This is a genomic window from Paenibacillus haidiansis, from assembly GCF_036553665.1.
Classification (GTDB): Bacteria; Bacillota; Bacilli; order Paenibacillales; family Paenibacillaceae; genus Fontibacillus; species Fontibacillus haidiansis.
Genome location: NZ_JAZHPZ010000003.1, coordinates 54588 through 69990, shown reverse-complemented (window position 1 = coordinate 69990; position 15403 = coordinate 54588). Strand labels below are relative to the sequence as shown.

General features: G+C 51.2%; 23 protein-coding genes and 1 pseudogene. 1 reads left to right on the top strand and 23 read right to left on the bottom strand.

Features of this window, described 5'->3' with window-relative positions; genetic code table 11:
• Positions 1 to 7: 7 nt before the first annotated feature.
• The 20 genes from terL to V3851_RS07340 form a co-directional block, all read right to left on the bottom strand.
• Entirely contained in the window at positions 8 to 1774 is a 1767-nt protein-coding gene (terL, locus tag V3851_RS07435; RefSeq protein ID WP_331845891.1) for a phage terminase large subunit, read from the bottom strand.
• Positions 1767 to 2318 carry a phage protein Gp27 family protein gene (locus V3851_RS07430; RefSeq protein ID WP_331845890.1) on the bottom strand — a complete coding sequence of 184 codons (552 nt, stop codon included), beginning with the start codon at positions 2316 to 2318 and terminating at the stop codon, positions 1767 to 1769. The genes terL and V3851_RS07430 overlap by 8 nt, the downstream gene beginning before the upstream one ends.
• Positions 2318 to 2641, bottom strand: a complete 324-nt coding sequence (locus V3851_RS07425; protein WP_331845889.1) for a hypothetical protein — start codon at positions 2639 to 2641, stop codon at positions 2318 to 2320. The genes V3851_RS07430 and V3851_RS07425 overlap by 1 nt, the downstream gene beginning before the upstream one ends.
• Positions 2628 to 2906, bottom strand: coding sequence for a hypothetical protein (locus tag V3851_RS07420; RefSeq protein WP_331845888.1), 279 nt, complete (start codon positions 2904 to 2906; stop codon positions 2628 to 2630). The genes V3851_RS07425 and V3851_RS07420 overlap by 14 nt, the downstream gene beginning before the upstream one ends.
• Positions 2906 to 3328, bottom strand: a complete 423-nt coding sequence (locus V3851_RS07415) for a guanylate kinase (RefSeq protein ID WP_331845887.1) — start codon at positions 3326 to 3328, stop codon at positions 2906 to 2908. The genes V3851_RS07420 and V3851_RS07415 overlap by 1 nt, the downstream gene beginning before the upstream one ends.
• A gap of 75 nt (positions 3329 to 3403) precedes the next feature.
• Entirely contained in the window at positions 3404 to 3757 is a 354-nt protein-coding gene (locus V3851_RS07410; RefSeq protein ID WP_331845886.1) for a Mor transcription activator family protein, read from the bottom strand.
• 45 nt (positions 3758 to 3802) lie between these two features.
• A complete protein-coding gene (locus V3851_RS07405; protein ID WP_331845885.1) occupies positions 3803 to 4702 on the bottom strand; it encodes a DUF1906 domain-containing protein in 900 nt (299 codons plus the stop codon).
• A gap of 15 nt (positions 4703 to 4717) precedes the next feature.
• On the bottom strand, positions 4718 to 4924 hold the full coding sequence (locus V3851_RS07400; RefSeq protein WP_331845884.1) for a hypothetical protein: 207 nt from the start codon (positions 4922 to 4924) through the stop codon (positions 4718 to 4720).
• On the bottom strand, positions 4911 to 5162 hold the full coding sequence (locus V3851_RS07395; RefSeq protein ID WP_331845883.1) for a hypothetical protein: 252 nt from the start codon (positions 5160 to 5162) through the stop codon (positions 4911 to 4913). The genes V3851_RS07400 and V3851_RS07395 overlap by 14 nt, the downstream gene beginning before the upstream one ends.
• A complete protein-coding gene (locus V3851_RS07390) occupies positions 5159 to 6034 on the bottom strand; it encodes a hypothetical protein (protein ID WP_331845882.1) in 876 nt (291 codons plus the stop codon). Before V3851_RS07390 ends, V3851_RS07395 begins: the two co-directional genes overlap by 4 nt.
• Positions 6035 to 6086: 52 nt before the next feature.
• Positions 6087 to 6941, bottom strand: coding sequence for an ATP-binding protein (locus V3851_RS07385; protein WP_331845881.1), 855 nt, complete (start codon positions 6939 to 6941; stop codon positions 6087 to 6089).
• Positions 6826 to 7200 carry a hypothetical protein gene (locus V3851_RS07380; RefSeq protein ID WP_331845880.1) on the bottom strand — a complete coding sequence of 125 codons (375 nt, stop codon included), beginning with the start codon at positions 7198 to 7200 and terminating at the stop codon, positions 6826 to 6828. Before V3851_RS07380 ends, V3851_RS07385 begins: the two co-directional genes overlap by 116 nt.
• A 236-nt stretch (positions 7201 to 7436) precedes the next feature.
• Complete coding sequence (locus tag V3851_RS07375; RefSeq protein ID WP_331845879.1) at positions 7437 to 7841, bottom strand: regulatory protein GemA; 405 nt, start codon at positions 7839 to 7841, stop codon at positions 7437 to 7439.
• A 9-nt stretch (positions 7842 to 7850) separates the two neighbouring features.
• On the bottom strand, positions 7851 to 8363 hold the full coding sequence (locus V3851_RS07370) for a host-nuclease inhibitor Gam family protein (RefSeq protein WP_331845878.1): 513 nt from the start codon (positions 8361 to 8363) through the stop codon (positions 7851 to 7853).
• Positions 8351 to 8707: a hypothetical protein gene (locus V3851_RS07365; protein WP_331845877.1), complete on the bottom strand. Its 357-nt coding sequence runs from the start codon at positions 8705 to 8707 to the stop codon at positions 8351 to 8353. Before V3851_RS07365 ends, V3851_RS07370 begins: the two co-directional genes overlap by 13 nt.
• A gap of 11 nt (positions 8708 to 8718) precedes the next feature.
• A complete protein-coding gene (locus tag V3851_RS07360) occupies positions 8719 to 9690 on the bottom strand; it encodes an ATP-binding protein (protein WP_331845876.1) in 972 nt (323 codons plus the stop codon).
• Positions 9691 to 9706: 16 nt separating this feature from the next.
• A complete protein-coding gene (locus V3851_RS07355) occupies positions 9707 to 11650 on the bottom strand; it encodes a Mu transposase C-terminal domain-containing protein (RefSeq protein WP_331845875.1) in 1944 nt (647 codons plus the stop codon).
• Positions 11651 to 11776: 126 nt separating this feature from the next.
• On the bottom strand, positions 11777 to 12115 hold the full coding sequence (locus V3851_RS07350) for a hypothetical protein (RefSeq protein WP_331845874.1): 339 nt from the start codon (positions 12113 to 12115) through the stop codon (positions 11777 to 11779).
• A 16-nt stretch (positions 12116 to 12131) separates the two neighbouring features.
• On the bottom strand, positions 12132 to 12347 hold the full coding sequence (locus tag V3851_RS07345) for a helix-turn-helix domain-containing protein (RefSeq protein ID WP_331845873.1): 216 nt from the start codon (positions 12345 to 12347) through the stop codon (positions 12132 to 12134).
• The gene (locus V3851_RS07340) at positions 12304 to 12705 is read right to left on the bottom strand and encodes a hypothetical protein (protein ID WP_331845872.1); all 402 of its coding nucleotides are present in this window, start codon (positions 12703 to 12705) and stop codon (positions 12304 to 12306) included. Before V3851_RS07340 ends, V3851_RS07345 begins: the two co-directional genes overlap by 44 nt.
• A 260-nt stretch (positions 12706 to 12965) precedes the next feature.
• On the opposite strand from V3851_RS07340, the gene V3851_RS07335 reads away from it, so the two are divergent.
• A complete protein-coding gene (locus V3851_RS07335; protein ID WP_331845871.1) occupies positions 12966 to 13415 on the top strand; it encodes a helix-turn-helix domain-containing protein in 450 nt (149 codons plus the stop codon).
• A 522-nt stretch (positions 13416 to 13937) separates the two neighbouring features.
• On the opposite strand, the pseudogene V3851_RS07330 reads toward V3851_RS07335, so the two are convergent.
• The 3 genes and pseudogenes from V3851_RS07330 to V3851_RS07320 form a co-directional block, all read right to left on the bottom strand.
• Positions 13938 to 14114 (bottom strand): annotated as a pseudogene (locus V3851_RS07330) (YfbR-like 5'-deoxynucleotidase); the annotation flags it as partial.
• A 217-nt stretch (positions 14115 to 14331) separates the two neighbouring features.
• A complete protein-coding gene (locus V3851_RS07325) occupies positions 14332 to 14832 on the bottom strand; it encodes a glutathione peroxidase (RefSeq protein ID WP_331845870.1) in 501 nt (166 codons plus the stop codon).
• A 194-nt stretch (positions 14833 to 15026) separates the two neighbouring features.
• The gene (locus V3851_RS07320) at positions 15027 to 15245 is read right to left on the bottom strand and encodes a TetR/AcrR family transcriptional regulator (protein WP_331845869.1); all 219 of its coding nucleotides are present in this window, start codon (positions 15243 to 15245) and stop codon (positions 15027 to 15029) included.
• Between the last annotated feature and the right edge of the window lie 158 nt (positions 15246 to 15403).

Genomic DNA, 15403 nt, shown 5'->3' with positions numbered 1-15403 from the left:
CACCCCCTTAATATCCGCCGCGCCGAAATTTCAGCGCCCGGCTGATGACTGATTTGTAATCGACTTTGTTGGTCGTCTTGATGCTGAGTGCCAGGCGAACGGCCATTTCTAAACCGTCCGGACCGTCGTCGTTCCGGCCCATTGGAAACTCCTTGAGCTGCTGAAGCAACGTTTTGTGTTTCCGGGAAAACTTCAGGTATCGGTTCTTGATCAGCGGCTGCAAACTTTCGATCCGCATGAATTTGTTCTCTCGGCTCTGGATCTCCTCGATCGGGAGGTACTCGCCAGCTTCCGCCGACTTTTTAACCAGGACATCTTTGAAGTAGTGCTGGAATTGTACTGTTTCCACACCAAACCGATAGAATGACTTCTTCAGATCCCGTTTGGCCCGTTTCGACATTTCGATGGCATCGTCGATGATGACGTCAGGATGACGCTTTTCGATCGACGCTTCGGCCACATACATGTAGCCGGTGACGGTGTCCTTGGCGATGACGATAATCGAGCTGGTATCCGATTTCTTGTTCTTCCCAAGTGACGGGTCATTTGCCGCAACAAGAATGAATTTCGGAGCCGAGAAATCAACGGAAGGATCGTCATCGTAAAAGTCGAACCATTCCTCGTTGAAGGTGCAGCTGTCCGGATCAATCGGGTCATTTTGGATTTCCGAGTTAAAGGATGCGTCACCCTCGGAAAGCTTGATGATCATCAGGTCGTAATAAGAGAGTTTATCCTCCCACAGGACTTCCGTTCCTTCCAGCATGGCTTCCCGGTTTTCTTCGAAGTACGCAAGAGCGTCTTCTTCGCGAGCCGGGTTATCCAGGTCGTTATAGATGACTTCCCAGGCATCCCAGAGGCTTGTATCCTTCGCGAAGCTGATAACCCCTCGATATGTGACGCATTGGTAAGACGGGTTTTTCAGCACCTTAGACAGCAGGGAATCGTAATGCAAGATCGTCCCGATATACACGATGTCCGTGTACGTATCCCCGGCCTTGGAGACAGCTTTGTAAAACCAGCTCTCCAGCTTCTTTCGTTGCTCCGGCGTGTTGACGTTCTCATCGTTTTCGATATCGTCCAGTACCAGGAGATCCGGACGCCAGTTCCGATGTCTACGCCCGCGAATTTTCTTGCCGCTACCGATCGCCTCGACCTTGATGTCGGTGGAGGTCAGCAGTACGCTGCCCTTCCAGACCTTACCTTTCAAGCTGCCGAAGTCCTCAATGATGGCTGCATTGTCCTCCAGCTCGGTCTTGATGTCAGTCAGGAACCCCTCGGCCTGATCGGAACTATCCGACAGGATAATGGGGTAATGCTTGTATTCGTAGACCACAGCATGAAGCGTATCCTTGAACGTAAAGTTCGTTGATTTTGCATGCCCCCGGGGAGCAGCGGTTCCGCGATGGCAGCCCTTTGCCCGGGAGATCTTCTTCTTGTCAGTGATCGGGTTCAAGCCCTTCATAACGCCTTGGGTCCAGATACGATCCAGCTCGCCGTGAAATTTAGGCGACTCCCGCACAAAGTAATGGGGGAGGTACGCCCGGCCAAAGTATTCCAGGTCGATCGCGCCAAGCTTTTTCCGCAGCCCGTTCGGTCCGGTCAGCTCGTCGCCGTCCTGGTAGGCCTGCCAAAGTGACCGGCGATATTCGGCGTGTTCCTCGCTCCGGCAAACATAGCGTTCGAAGAGATCCCGCTGATAGGCAATGTTCTGGATCTGCTCCTTGGCTTCGTCGTCGTCTTCCAACTGACGGATATAATCATCCAACTTAATCATCGGCCATCATCTTTTCCTTGGCTTTTTGCAATACTTCTTTGAGTTGGGCGGCCAGAGCAGCGTCCGACTTGATCGCCGCCATGAGTTCCGACTCCATGCCCGAGAAGGCCAGGTCGATTTTCTTCTGCATGTCCTGGCGGACCTTGTCCTTGTAGATCTTGCTGCGAGATAGGGCGACCATCAGGCGACCGGCTTTATCCAGATCCATTTCGTCCCATTCTTCTTGGGCTTGTGCCATTTTGCGCGTCAGCTCACTGGCCATGATCTGCATAGCGCCTTCTGTGTAGTCGGCGTCCGGGTTCTTCTTGATCAGCTCGACCAAAGCGCGGGTCTGTTCCTGGGCTTCCATCAGGCGCTGGGTCGATTTGTCCAGCCGAAGCGCATAGCGGCCAACCGCCGATTTGCTGATCGCATAGCCTTGATTGTCCAGGTAATCAACGATTTCCCAATAGGTGATCCGGGTATCGGCCAGCATGGCATCGACCTGATCCTTGATATGCAGCGGAAGATCATCAATGAGACACCGTGTTCTGCGCTTTGCCATTAGAGCGTCACTCCCGGATCGGACGGCGTGGAGCCTTCCAGGAGATCGATTCCTTTGACGGTCAGGCGAATGACGGCATCGTTAGCGTATGCCGTGTATGAATTGATCGTCGAATCCGTAAATTCGATGTAACCTTTACCCTTCAAGTAATCCAGGTGTTTCGAGATATCCGGGCTAACGATCACGCCGTCATTGACCATGACATTAACGAGCTGGCGGCAAAGTAGGGAGTTATTATAGCCTTTGACCAGCGACCGCAAAATGTAGCCGCGAACCGCCTTATTGTGCTGTGCTCCGCGATATTCTTGTTCATCCAGTACCATGTTGGTTGCCTCCCTTCAGGAGCACGTCGTGGATCTTCTCCAACTTGTTGTCCACGTTGTTCATTGTCCTAATAAAATCCTCGCGGGTGGTGTAAATGAAGGGGAGATCCGACTTGAGGTTTTCAATCTTTTCCTCAAGTGCATCCACACGCTCTTCGGTCTTTTTGTTCTGAGATTTCACTTCGGCGAGCGTTGACTTTAGAAAGAAGCCGATTACTCCGATGCCGAGCATCGTGGCCGACTGAATGATCCAGGAGTAATCCACTAGGCCGCCTCCTTCAGCTCCAGAACCTTGGATTCGATCGTGTGCTGAATATAGGCGTCTACGTCGCCGAGCGTAGTCGTCAGGACAGCGAGATATTCCGGTTCCAGCGTTTTGATCACTTCGTCATAAGCTTGCCTGCCTAGTACAAGCAGATCATCCCTGGAAGTGGTTCCGCTCTTGACGCCTTCCCGGATCGCCTTGGCCGCTGTCTGTTCGATCGATTTGACCGTTTTCGTTGCGACATCATCCAGGCGATTGATGGCCGCAAGGACAAGGTTGCGTTGATTGTCGTCATCGATCTGCTGAGCTTCGGCGATAACCTTGGCCTTGGCCTTTTTGATGTAAAGCATGGCGTATGCGCAGAGCAGGGTAAGTACGCCGAGCGCAAGGTTTGTTAGTATGTCTTGGATGGAGTTTTGCATCGTGATCCTCCTTCTTTTTGAGAATAAAAAAACCAGTATAGGCAATGTCCTATACTGGTATCGTAACTTGCAGCGCTATTCGTTTTTAGAAGGGGTTCCCCACGTAAACGCCCCGTTTTCCACAATTAGGGAAAATTGATTTTCGTCAATAATGGCGGGTGGTTTCTCGCCTTCAACGATCTCCCGAATACGTCGTTCGCTGAGCTCATATTTCCTGGCTAAGCTCTTCTCGTTGTATCCCGTGTACTCCTCGCGAATACGCTTATCGCGAATGGGACGCCTGAAGAAATCAAGCGTGGGAAGATAAATTTCATCGCCGCCGGAGAGCTTCACGAGCTCAATCAGATTTTCGATGCCGATGGCCTTGGCGTAGGAACTGTAAGGTTCCGGGATCATGTCGATCGTCAATTCCTTAATCCAATCTTCCACGGGATTTATCACCTCCCATTATAGCAGGGTCTTTTTATTTGGCAATCATTCCTCCTTCAGCCCAGCTGCCAGCCGGACCTCATTGGCCAGGCGATTAAACTCATCCCGCGCATCTTTAAAGCTTTGCACAACGTACCAACCAGCTCCCAAAAATCCGATGATCTTCTCGGCATCGTCCGGTTTGATGTTCATCCCCCGGCGCAGCTCGTCCGCCAAACGGTGGAACTCTCCGGCCATATCCTTAGGCGGTACATTCCAACCGGCCCCAAGGAAACGAATGATCTTCTCGGCATCGGCGTCGGAAACCTTGTGTTCAGTCACGGGAGGGATGGAAGGCGTCACGGGCTTGTCCGCCTCGTTGGTATCCCACCAGCCTTCGCCGCCGTAAGATTCATTGAAATCGACGGTCATGCCCGCGAGAGATTGGCCGTTTTTGTGCTGATAGACATTGGCCTTTGAGCTCTTTTTCCCAGCGGACCAGGCATAGGTTTGCCAGAACGCCGATGCCGCTTTCCGCTGAGCCATTTCTTCTATGACTCGATAAGACCCATAGACGCCAACTTTGTACCCGGGGATCTGGCTTGCCGCCGCTTTGAGGTAGTCTTCGATTTTATCGAAGTCCTTGGCCTGGGCGTCATAGTCCACGGCAAAATAAATGACGCTGCCGACCGGCTGCTTGATTAGCTTCGCCTCCTTGAAGGCCTCAGCTCCATCTACCTGGCCAGCCGCCGATCCTCCAGCCGGACGTGAAGCCGAAGTCTCGAAGACAGAAATCACTTTCATTCCTGCGGCCGTAATGGCCTCGGCTTCAGCACGGTTCAGGCGTTTCCATCCTAGGCGCTGCGGCACTAAATACCGAGCGGCAAATGTGTAACCGGCTGCCGCGATTTTTTTGGCATTCGCCGTCGTGATCGGGGCGGCGCAGTCAATTCCTTTTGTTGTCATGAGTTTTTTCTCCCTTCATTCAAGGCCACGAGCCTTAATAATTTCAAGTGCTTGTTTAGCGTCAAAACCGGCAGCTGCAAGGCTGTCGAATCTCGCTTTAAGAAGTTTGGCTTGTTCCGCGAACATTCTCACCATATAAGGAAAATCACTAATCATTTGATCGATAATCATTTCATATTCGATTGGAGATAACTTGCCTGGAACTTTATCATTCTGTCCCACGTTCAGGACTCCTCTCATAATGAATCTCCATTCTTAACGCCGCCGAGTCATAAATGATTTCCTCGATCCTGCGCTCTGCTGGCTGCTTGCGTACCTGCTTGAGCAGGCTTTCCAGGCTAACGGCTGCCGATCCGGCGGTCAGCAGCCTGCTAGGAAACAACACGAACGAACGATTGGGATCAACGGGTGAGGCCAAGGTGATTGGCTCGGCCTTCTCCGTTTTCTTAGCGTTCTTCATACGTTTACCGGCGACGTAAACTTGACTTCAAGGCGGCGAGCTGCCGGATCGTAATGGATCGATTCGACCGTTCGGTCCGTGATCGTCAACGAATCGCCTTTCTCGCCAACCTGATACAGAATACCAGGGCCTCCGGCCTTGTCCTCGGAAGGATGTTCAGGGGGCAGTTGATCAGTGTTCAGCACTTCAAGGGCGGGCCGCCAGCCCACGTAGCCGTAGCGATTGGACGACGGGTAGACGTTCCAGTAGCGGGCCGAGTAGTAGCCGCGAACCGCGCGGTAAGAGGCGTTTTCTACATAAGCTTCCTGTACCCAAGAGTACATCCCGAACCAGTTCCATACCTGGTTATGCGCCCCTAGCTGATTCGTCGAAAACTGGTCGGTGTCAAGTTCCGAAGCGGTAGGGATCGGAAGGCCAGTAGCCGCTTCTTCGCGGGTAATGAACCGGTCCCATTCGTTGTTAGCCGGACTACCGCCAGCGGAAAAATCATCGTCTCGAAAATTGCTTCCTCCGGTCAGCAGTCTGCAAATGTATTGCTGGCCGTCGATGGTAATCGTCCTGCCTGTAACCCAACCTTGACTGTTCAGGTCGTCCCAACTGACCCTTGCGAGGATAACCCGGTCGCTGATCAGCAGCGTTTTCTCGCCAGTTTTAATTTTGTTCCAGCGAAGTCTTCGCGAGGATCGCTCCGGCGTATCCCCGATCAGCCATTTCGTCATGTCCGGCAACGTCGTGAAGTCGGGAATATCGCCAACTCCAATACCGGAAACGGGTTCATATTTGATTCTCCAAGGCTTTTCCGGTCTTCTCTGGATGTCTCCATCCTTATACAATCCGCCTAACTCAACGACGCCTAAAAATTCCGTGGTCAATCTAATCTCTCCCTTCGGATATAAATGTGATTTTGCCAACATTTTTGAGAAATCAAACCAAATCTTTGAATCGATAATTCAGCAGCAGCGGATCTTCCTCAGCGCCAAGGAACATCTGGCCAATATACTTTTTCCCGGTCTTGGCGCTCCGTGATTTTTCGAATAACCGGCCAGCGGTGGCCTCCGAGAGGAAGCCGATCAGATCCTCGAAATATTCGCTGGTGTAGATGATCGGCAGCCCCTTGCGATAGCGAAAATCCACAATGCCGTAAAACTCCTTGACCCAGGTGTCCTTCTGGCTTTCCTTGCAAACGTCATCCACGATCAGGATCTCACAGTTATAAAGCCGCTTGCGGATCTCGTCCACCTTGTAAGCTTCATCCGGGATGTTGTAATAGGCCATCCACTCCGTGAACCCGGAAACCCAGTTAAAGAAAACCGGCTGAACGCCGAGCTCGATGAGCGGGACGACGGCAGCCGTTGAAAGATGGGTCTTGCCTGATCCCGACTTCCCCAAGATGCCCAGCCAGGGAACCCCTTGCAGCCCTTGGCCTTTCTTTACGCGAGCGACCAGTGTATCCGAATACTCCTTGACTAGCTTGTACGCTTCGGCCACCCGGACGTCCACGCTTTGAACGTCGAATGTGTCGAATGTCTTATGGACAAATTCCTCGCTGATGTTGCTGGACTTGAGCATCCGCTGGACCCGCTTTCGCTCCTGGCATTTGCACTCTACGGCGAGGTTCCGTTCCGGATAGAAGATGATGCCTTCGTCCCGGCAGAGCGGGCAATCAAAGGCCGGAGAGTCTTCGGCGGAAGGCTTCTTGGGCGTCTGCGTCGCGCCCTGGGCTCGCAGCGCCTCGACCCTTTGCAGCAGGTCGGGAAGGTATTGGCCGATTGCCTTCATGAGCTGCGCCTCCTTTTTGGTTCCGCTTGTTCCGCATGATGCCCCGGGTGTAATCCTCCCGGTGGGTCGGATATTTTTCGATGTGCGTGGACAGAGACAAAATCACGACGTCGGATTCGAACTTGTCCCAATACTCATATTCGCGTTGCTTGATGTTCTCGGAGATTTTCCCGGAGCGACGGGTGAAGCGGATCGTTTCCCAATATGCTTCAATGACCTCCCTTTGCGCGAGGGTGTATCGATCCAGCAAGTTTGCCATCAGCGCGAACTCCTTTCGTAGACCAGCGGTATCCTGGCCAATCTCTTTCAAAGATGAACTGCCGCAGCTGCTCGTCCGTCTTGTCTTCGATTTCATTGAGAAGAAAAGAGCAGGGCTCCCCGACAAGTTCTGCGTAACCCACGTAATCCCGGGCCGTCTGGAGCAGATCCTTGCGACTGAAGCGCCGAATGATCTCTCGCAGCTCCCGGCTGTCCGAAGGTGTGAGAGTGATACGGTTAGCCATTGACCGACGATCCTTTCTCGCGAGCACGGCGTTTCATGTTCTTTAGCGCCTCGATCGTCTTGCTGGCTGCTTCCGGCGTGAGGTAACTCGGGTGACTGACATGGAGCCGGTTCTCAAGGAAATGCCGAAGCCTGCGGGGATCGTTATTCCAGCCAAGTTCTTCGGCCAGTTTGTTGATTTGCCAGATTTGGTTCGGAGTTGCGCGAGCCGGTGGATGACCTTTGAGAAGCGAAGCCAAACGGTCGATGACTTTAATGGCCTGATGCTTGCTCAGCGCCTTAATGCTAGTAGACCTGGTCACAGCTTTGACCAGGTCATGCAGTTCTTCATCATTCAATTTGGCCTGCTTGGCAAGGCCGTAGATCTTCTTGATTTGCGGATAGGTGATCTTCTCCATGTCCGCACCTCACAGATCGGCCAGCTTCTCGCGGTCTACCTCGTACCAAAATGTATCCTCGACCGTGAGCGTCGCACCGACTTTCAGGATGTCATTTTCCGGGTACTTCTTCAGGTTGTCCTTGTCGATCTTCTCCGGCGGTTGGATGATACAGTCGGTCATCCCAAACTCCTTGATCTTGCGGATCACTTCCGCCAGCTTGGAGCCAGCGCGTGGGAGTCCAATCTTCGTGCTCTTGCGATAGCCCGTCCGACCGAAGTTGATTTCCTTCGTTTTCCGATTGCCCAGGTCGTCGCGGTTCGCCTCGACATACTCCTTCATCTGTAGCTCCAAAAGCTTGATGCGTTCCTTGTGAGGTTTCGCCTCCATCTCGGCGGCGAGCTTGAGGTCGGAGATCTTCGTGTTCATGTCCGCCTCGATACTCTCGATGGCGAGCTGACACTCGCCGATTTCCTTCAACGTCAGATCCACGTCGTCCCAACTTTTGAGCGCCGGAGCATCCGGCAGTTTTACCCTTGCCATGCAAATTCCTCCTGTTCAATTTCAATGAATGTATGGATAGGCTGGCCAGCTGCGCAGCTAAAGGCGCAATGCTCCTCGCGGTACAGCTGGTCGGCGTCAAACACGGTAATCACTTCCCAAAGATGGCGTTCCATTTCCTCCACGTTTTGCTCGAAGGGATCTCTGACGCGAATCTGGCCATCGTTGACAAAATAGTCCGGAGATCCGGAAAGAACGATCTCGACCTCATAATCCGTGAGACCGGATATAATCGCCGCCGGTCTTACATCGACCGGCAGCGCAACATGATCTAAGAGTGCGAAAAGGCGAGCGATTGGTTCAGTTGGATTTTTAAAGGCAGTCATGGCCGCACCTCCTACAGCATCATCATGGCCGTGGCGTTTTTCACCGTTTCGGCGGTGATCAAGCCGCTGCCGACGCTGGCATCGTCCAGGCATTTCTGGAGCAGCTTGGACAGCCAGCGAATGCCGCCCTTGGATGTACGGGTGATCAGGCTGACGATTTGCGATTTTGCCGCATCGTTCATATCGTAGTCCTGGAGGATCGAGAGGATCTCATCGCGAGACAGGCCTTCCGTTTTGTACAGGTAATCAATGCGAGAATCGATCTGCCCGTAGTTTTCGCCGATGGTCCGCTTTTTGAGTTTCTGTTCCACCCATACCGGACCGGCCATGATCAAGCTGTTGCCGTAGTCTTTGGTTTCGTCGTGGATCGTTCGGAGGATCTCGATCTTGGTAATGTTCTTGGCAGGCATCAGTTGCTCGATCTCGTCGATGATCAGAACGCGCGGGGTTTCCCGCAACGTCTCGATGATATCCTCCAGCATTTCCTCGCCGCGCCCGGCAGGGGTGGCTCCTACAGCTTTGGCTATGGCTTTCAGTAACCCGGACCGGCTCATCATCCCGTTAGCCCGGATGAACACCGCTTTGTCATTCCGGGATGCGTACTCCTTGAGAGCGTGGGTCTTGCCGGTTCCTGCATTCCCCAGCACCGCGCCGATACCGTTCATGGTTTCGGTCGCGACGCACAGGCCCAAGATGTTACTGGCGTCTTTGGTTTTGACGAAATCGGCCCTTTTGGTCGCGGCCACTTCAAGGGTCGCCGGTTGTGGTCCGATCGTGTCATACATGTACTTTTCCAGCGCGGTCAGAACCTCCTCAGAGGCCTGGCCGGTTTTGCGGAAATTCCAGATATATGTGTGCGACTTGCCGATGGCATCAGCGATTTCCTTCTGCTTTACGCCCTGGCGATCGATGCGGTCTGTCAAAAACTGTTGAAGCGTGTCGATCCGTTTGGTTTTATTCATATCAAGAAGAGCCATTCCCATAGTTAATTCCTCCTTGTTATCTCACGTTTTGAAGGAACGCCTCGCCGATCTTGCCGAAGAAACTGCTGGCTTCGGTGGAGGTCGATCCTTCGGATTCTTCATCCAGCTTTTTCATGTCGTTTGCCATTTTGCTTGTCCGATTGAGGCGCACCACATTCGAAGCGGCAGCCGGTTTCTTCCGGGTGTTCTTCCCGCAAACGATGTCGAGGATCTCTTCGTCGTCGGTGTAATCCTCTAGGACCATCCGCCGGGCTTCAGCCGCAGTAACGCCGTAACTGTCCAGGGCCTCTTGCGTGGATCTGCGAGCAGCCGCTTTTCTACGCTGGAGTTCCTTGTGTTGTTCCTCGGTCGCGAACATGGACAGCATTTCTTTGGTCTGCGCTTTGCAATGCAGTTTGCCGTTGTGGTACACGTACAGCTCGTCCAATCGGTTCGGATCGTAGCGAACCGTAACCGATTCGCCTTGCAGATTGTACAGCGCGTCGTCGTGGAAGAATACGCCGAATTTCTTGATATCCCCGCCCGAGGTAACGGCGGCTTTGTCCGACTTCATCATGAGGAGATCCAGTTCTTCTTCCTGCGGCATGTCCAGACGATAACGCTCCTCGGATTGATAGACCTCAAGCGGCGTCATGCCGTTCAGACCAGCATGCGGGGTATTGTTGTACTTCTTCATGTACCCCTCGATCAGCGTGGCAACCTGGTCGATGGTCAAGCCTGATATAAAGAGTTCCTTCTCGTTCAGATCATGGGGCCGTTCAGCTGGTGACTCTCCGCAAAAGCCAAGCACGTAACGGCTCATCCGATCGGAGAATGTCCGGAATGCCCGTTCGATCGGTTTGGCTTTGGCGTTATACGGAAGCGCGAACCGTGTTCCGATCTCCAGGGATTTGAATAAGCCTTCCTGCTCCAGGGAAAAGTCGTGTAGTGGCGTCCGCTTGCCGCCGTTCAGGTGCTTGTTCTTGTATTCCTTCCCGTTATCCATGTACACGTAGCCCGGCAGCCCCCATATTGGGGAGTCCTCCTTCGGAAGGATCGCATGCCGTATGGCCAATCCGACAATGTGACTGCTTCCGTGGGGGCCGATACACCAGCCGACGAAAGCTCTCGACCGCATATCCATCCAGGCCGACAACGTAAAACGCTTGATCGTGTTCCGATGCGGGACGAGGATCGCGATCGTGTGACCGTCTCCGACCCATATCTCGTTTGGCTTGAGTAAGGTTAGATCGCGCGTCGCCTGCGGCAGATATTTCGCTTCGAAAGCCTTCTTGCCATCCCGCGCCAGCGACAATTCCGGTTTAGGTATCCGGGCTATCTCGCGGTACATGGTCGCCTGAGAGATCGGCTCCCAGCCTTCTTGCCCGCACTTCTTCAGGTATTGTTCGTATACGATGGAGCCCTTTGGCTGAAAGGGCTGCATGTAGAAACCGCGAATGAAGTGGGCTTCCTCCCGGCTTAGCTTCCGGGATCTGCCCCGGGTTTCGTGCGGCTTCCGAAGTAAAGCGGAAAGCCCGCCCTGTTCATAGTCATCCATCCAGCGATACAAGGATCGTTGGCTTACTCCGTACTCATCGCACAAGGCTTGAATAGCGGAAACCTTAGCCCCGTGCGGCAGCGCCTTGACTTGTTCAATCAGGTCGATCCGGCGAAAGGCGTCCAGCAAATACTTTTCCATTTTCTCCTGGCCGTAGATTTGCTGAAGCTCGCCAAGGGTGTACTGCTTTTTCTCGTCCTCGATGTCGGCCTGTTCCGCCCGGTCCTCTTTACAGTGTTTGCGGAGATATTCCCGCTGCATGTCCGCCGGAAGGGATGTCAAGTCGATCTGATAAATTTTCCGGTTCAGGCGGTTCGTCTTTTCCCTGGTGCGAAATTGACCTTTTTGAGCCCGTATCTGCACGGCTCTTTCCGTCAAATTGTATAGTTCGGCCACATCTTTAATGGGCAGCCATACGCTCACGCAATCACCTTCTTTATTTTCAAGTTCGCATCGTCTATACTGAGAAAGAGAGTATAGATGATGGTGTTACGATTCCGGGAGCGGCTTTGTCGAAAGGGGCTCCCGGATTCACATTTGCCCGTCAGTTTATGCTCTCTCTTGTTGTTCATTGAGCGTCCCTCGCAACTTCATTTTTCTTTGGTTGCCTTCCTCTCTTCCGATCTCATATCCAACCGTATGAAGCATGTTCTGAACCGCTGCGATCTTCGCGCTCAGTTCCACGACAACCTGATTAAGCTGTTCCTTCAGCGCCTTTTCTTGTTCCTCCAGAAATGCCGCATAAGATTCGAGCGCGGATTTCTGAGCCTGGGAAAAGATCATTTGATTGAACTCGGATTGGAGGTTTACTCCTCCGAGAATCTCCTTTACGATCCCCATCGCCCGCTCCGTCTGAACAGCCGTAACATCGATCGGCTCTTTCGCCATCTGATATATCACCTCCTTACGCAATCATTTGCAGATTTTCAAGGTCGAGTTCAAGTATCCGTGCGATTTTCGGGAGGTAGTTTCGACCCGAACGCGCGCCATATAAAATAGAATTGAGGTATTGTTCACTCGTACCGATCTCTTCGGCGAGTTGCCGGTGTGTCTTCCCAACTTCAATCAGGCGCTTCTTAACTGCTTTGCCGATCGGTGTCAGTTGGCGTTTCTTCCTCATGCTGTTCACCCCTTTCGGCGTCCCCCTCGTCCGCTTCTTCGGCAAATGCCATCTTACTGGTTGCCTTGAAACTTTCATCTATCCATAGCAAGTGTTCTTCAAGCTGAACCAGGTAGGCCATTTTACTATTCGCACGGACCAGGAAACGCTTGATTTCATTTTTTAGTTCTTCTCGTTCCTGGCGGATGATGTGGAGCTGCTGATTATTCACCTCCCGGTAAGTATCGACCAAGACATTCGCTGATTCGGTCGTAAAGGTATCGACCCGTTCCACGAACTCCGCGATATAGGAGAAACCTTGTTTATACAAGGAAGTGAACTGTTCATCCTCGATGAGCCCGTCCTTTTTTCTGATCAAAATGATTCACCTCCTGCTTGCACGAAATCGATTGAATCGGTATTGCTATTCATTTTTCAAAGAGCATACAGCCTGCTGCTGTGCAAGGCGGCGGCTATTTTAGCACGTCTGTTGCGGGTTCGTGATGTGTGTTAAAATCTGTTGTATTGGTGTAGTTCTAAAGCATACTTTAATTCTAGTTTAGATATCTAAACATGTCAACCCGATAAGGATAGAAATCTTAACTTTTGTTCAGAAATCAAAACAAGGAGGTTTAGAAGATGGAAACAATCGGAGAGCGCATCAAGTATTTGAGAAAGCGCGAGGGGCTGAAGTCGGAAGAGTTGGCCGAGAAAATTGGTTTGAAAAAAGGTAGTATAAGTAGCTATGAGAATGATCGTTATGATCCGTCTGCAAAGACGATTGTCTCGATCTGTCAGGAATTTAGCATATCGGCAGACTGGCTATTAATGGGGAAGGAAAGCAGTCAGAAGCCGATTCCTGTACAGGTAGAACAAAAGAGAAGTAACTTCGATATAAGCCCTGAAGAGTATGACTTGATCATGAAACTACGGGCGCTAGATGTTGTCAACCAGCAGGAAGCGGTAGAGATAATTGAAAGGAAGTATGCTCGACTGCATCAAGAAAGCCTCCCCGGGCAGAAACGTTCGATGAACTTGCAGCATGGAGGGAACGACGAAGAGGCCACCACAAGAAGTGAAACTGCTTAATTTTTTTCTCAAAATGATTTAGTTTTATATCACAATTCAACTTTGGGTATAGATTTCTAAACTTCATTTTTTCGAACGTTTTTTCGCTTTTCGCATTTTCGCATTAAAAATCTGATTTTAATCTCATTCAAAAAGCCGCCAGCCCTTTGCTCACAAGGGATTAGGCGGCTTTTCGCATTTAAAAATAAAAACGTGCCGGTTTTTCGCATTAGAATCGATCATGATACAATCGAAAAGGGTGAGAAACGGCGACGTTTATTGATTGTGATTAGTTCGAAAACCCTGTAGTAACAAGCTTCTAACGATCTAATAACGAATTTCTAACGGAAGTTGTAACAACTCGGAAGAAGGGCGGCGGCATTTTTTCAAAATCATGAACTCGAAACTAGTTTGCCAATTTTAATGAGAATTTTTTTCTGACCCTCTCGTCCCGTGAAATCCCTAGTAGAATCGGGTTTTCCCACGTTTTCCCGGGTCGTTTTTTGGTTTCTCTGTTTTTGTCACTATATTTGATAAACTACACTTTTTCCAATCTATCGCTACCCCACGGCTTTCTTCGATATCGGCAAGGGTTTTGGCGTATTGAACTACCTTCCAGGAGTGGGCGGAAACGCTGTGTTCTTCAAACTTGAATCTGCCGGGGCAGCGGATAATCCGCTCCAAATCGTTTAGCGATTGAAAATACGTATGAATCCCCATAACATGCTCCTTTTCGAGATAATTGATTGTACTAGCTTAAAGACATTATAAATTTTGTTTGTAAAATCATTATTAACTTCGGGACTTGCAATTAACCGTTTTCGTCGTCGTATACGATCACATTCAACTGAGCATAGCAAAAATCCCGTTACGGACATGCCGGTAACGGGATATTATTATAATGCCAATATCATGCTCGGATGACGATCGCTGCCGACTAAACTTGCGCCGGCTTCGGTTCGGCCAGCAATCGTTCGAGGTCGCTTACAATCTTATCCGGCGTCTCATTGGGTGCAAACCGTTTTACGACATGACCTTCCCGGTTGACGAGAAATTTCGTGAAGTTCCATTTGACCGATTTCGATCCCAGCACGCCGCGCGCATTGTCGCTCAAATAATTGAACAGCGGGTGCGCCCCTGGGCCTTTTACGTCAATCCTGGCAAACAGGGGAAAGGATACGCCGAAGTTGAGCTCACAGGCCTGTTCGATTGCTTGGTTATCCTCCATCTCCTGGTTTGCGAACTGACTGCAAGGGAAACCAAGCACCGCGAAGCCTTGCGGGCCGTATTTGTCATGCAGCTGCTGCAGGCTCCTAAACTGCGGCGCAAAACCGCATTTTGTCGCGGTATTCACGATTAGCAGTACCTGACCTGCATACTCGGCCAACGTTTTCTTCTCTCCCCGGATCGTTTTTACTTCATATTCGTAGACGGACATTGTGATCACCCACCTTGATTTGTTTTGACTTAATCCCATTGTACCTAATATGATCCAAACGGCCAATGCATCGGTTTATTTCGTCTTCTCTTTGGATTTATAACGCACCTGAGGTAATGATAACAGAGCCACACTCGTCAGCCGCAGCGCCAGTTCGGAGGAGGAACCCTTTAAATCTTCATTCAACCAGCGTCCTATGCAACCCACAGTGCCATATGCGGCAAATGAGGCATCGTGATTTGTTCTGTCAACTGTTCCAGCAAGTCCAATTTGTCTTTAAAGTGCAAGTAGAACGTCGATCGGCTGATGCCTGCCTTTTGCACAATATCGCGTACTGTGATTTTGTCAAAGGAATTATCCGCAAGCAGACCAGCCATTCCGCAGGAAATGATGCCGGGCTTTTTCAAAGTCATAAGCTATATTTCCCCTATGTTTTACAGTGTGCATCTGGATTATAATGTGCTGTTCGGCGGCGGCAATACCTCGCAATACATGACCGGGTTGGTGCTTATTGCCGTGGTAGCTCTAGCAATCAATACGTTAATTCATGGACTTAAACGGGTCCGGCCAA

Bases quoted from the DNA above. Each gene is read 5' to 3' on its own strand.
- terL (WP_331845891.1), bottom strand. From the start codon at position 1,774: ATGATTAAGTTGGATGATTATATCCGTCAGTTGGAAGACGACGACGAA.
- V3851_RS07430 (WP_331845890.1), bottom strand. From the start codon at position 2,318: ATGGCAAAGCGCAGAACACGGTGTCTCATTGATGATCTTCCGCTGCAT.
- V3851_RS07425 (WP_331845889.1), bottom strand. From the start codon at position 2,641: ATGGTACTGGATGAACAAGAATATCGCGGAGCACAGCACAATAAGGCG.
- V3851_RS07415 (WP_331845887.1), bottom strand. From the start codon at position 3,328: ATGCAAAACTCCATCCAAGACATACTAACAAACCTTGCGCTCGGCGTA.
- V3851_RS07405 (WP_331845885.1), bottom strand. From the start codon at position 4,702: ATGACAACAAAAGGAATTGACTGCGCCGCCCCGATCACGACGGCGAAT.
- V3851_RS07395 (WP_331845883.1), bottom strand. From the start codon at position 5,162: ATGAAGAACGCTAAGAAAACGGAGAAGGCCGAGCCAATCACCTTGGCC.
- V3851_RS07385 (WP_331845881.1), bottom strand. From the start codon at position 6,941: ATGAAGGCAATCGGCCAATACCTTCCCGACCTGCTGCAAAGGGTCGAG.
- V3851_RS07380 (WP_331845880.1), bottom strand. From the start codon at position 7,200: ATGGCAAACTTGCTGGATCGATACACCCTCGCGCAAAGGGAGGTCATT.
- V3851_RS07375 (WP_331845879.1), bottom strand. From the start codon at position 7,841: ATGGAGAAGATCACCTATCCGCAAATCAAGAAGATCTACGGCCTTGCC.
- V3851_RS07370 (WP_331845878.1), bottom strand. From the start codon at position 8,363: ATGGCAAGGGTAAAACTGCCGGATGCTCCGGCGCTCAAAAGTTGGGAC.
- V3851_RS07365 (WP_331845877.1), bottom strand. From the start codon at position 8,707: ATGACTGCCTTTAAAAATCCAACTGAACCAATCGCTCGCCTTTTCGCA.
- V3851_RS07360 (WP_331845876.1), bottom strand. From the start codon at position 9,690: ATGGGAATGGCTCTTCTTGATATGAATAAAACCAAACGGATCGACACG.
- V3851_RS07350 (WP_331845874.1), bottom strand. From the start codon at position 12,115: ATGGCGAAAGAGCCGATCGATGTTACGGCTGTTCAGACGGAGCGGGCG.
- V3851_RS07345 (WP_331845873.1), bottom strand. From the start codon at position 12,347: ATGAGGAAGAAACGCCAACTGACACCGATCGGCAAAGCAGTTAAGAAG.
- V3851_RS07335 (WP_331845871.1), top strand. From the start codon at position 12,966: ATGGAAACAATCGGAGAGCGCATCAAGTATTTGAGAAAGCGCGAGGGG.
- V3851_RS07325 (WP_331845870.1), bottom strand. From the start codon at position 14,832: ATGTCCGTCTACGAATATGAAGTAAAAACGATCCGGGGAGAGAAGAAA.
- V3851_RS07320 (WP_331845869.1), bottom strand. From the start codon at position 15,245: ATGACTTTGAAAAAGCCCGGCATCATTTCCTGCGGAATGGCTGGTCTG.